The organism is Bacillus sp. SIMBA_026, from assembly GCF_046535335.1.
GTDB lineage: Bacteria > Bacillota > Bacilli > Bacillales > Bacillaceae > Bacillus > Bacillus velezensis.
Map to the genome: position 1 here is coordinate 1 of NZ_JAWRWX010000057.1, position 357 is coordinate 357.

At 63.0% G+C, this 357-nt stretch carries 1 protein-coding gene; it reads right to left on the reverse strand.

The window, feature by feature from the left end:
• Positions 1–54: 54 nt before the first annotated feature.
• A partial coding sequence (locus SB847_RS20645; RefSeq protein WP_410578437.1) for a hypothetical protein occupies positions 55–357 on the reverse strand: 303 nt, incomplete at its 5' end.

Here is a 357-nt window from a genome sequence, read left to right on the forward strand (position 1 = left end):
TGAAAAGAAAAATGCCCCGTCAACGACGGGGCAATTGAGGGGGTGCCGAACTGCTTAAGCAGCAGCAGGCTCTTGCAAGTGCTGGGCGACGAATGCCAAAACGCGCTCGCCGACAGGCGCGGTGATCCGCAACTCCCAGTACTCGTTGAATTGAAGAACGTCCAGCCCGGGGAAAGTCCTGCGCTGCTGCGCAACGAAGACTTCTCCATGATCGAACTGGCGCAGGCATCCCGCCAATGCGGGTTCGCCGGCAGCCCTCGCGTAGGCCGCGATGGCCAACAGGCTCGCGCGAACCTCCGCGTGCGCCTCGGGAGCAATGCGCCGTGAAGGACGTCCCGCATCGACAGGGACCGATGG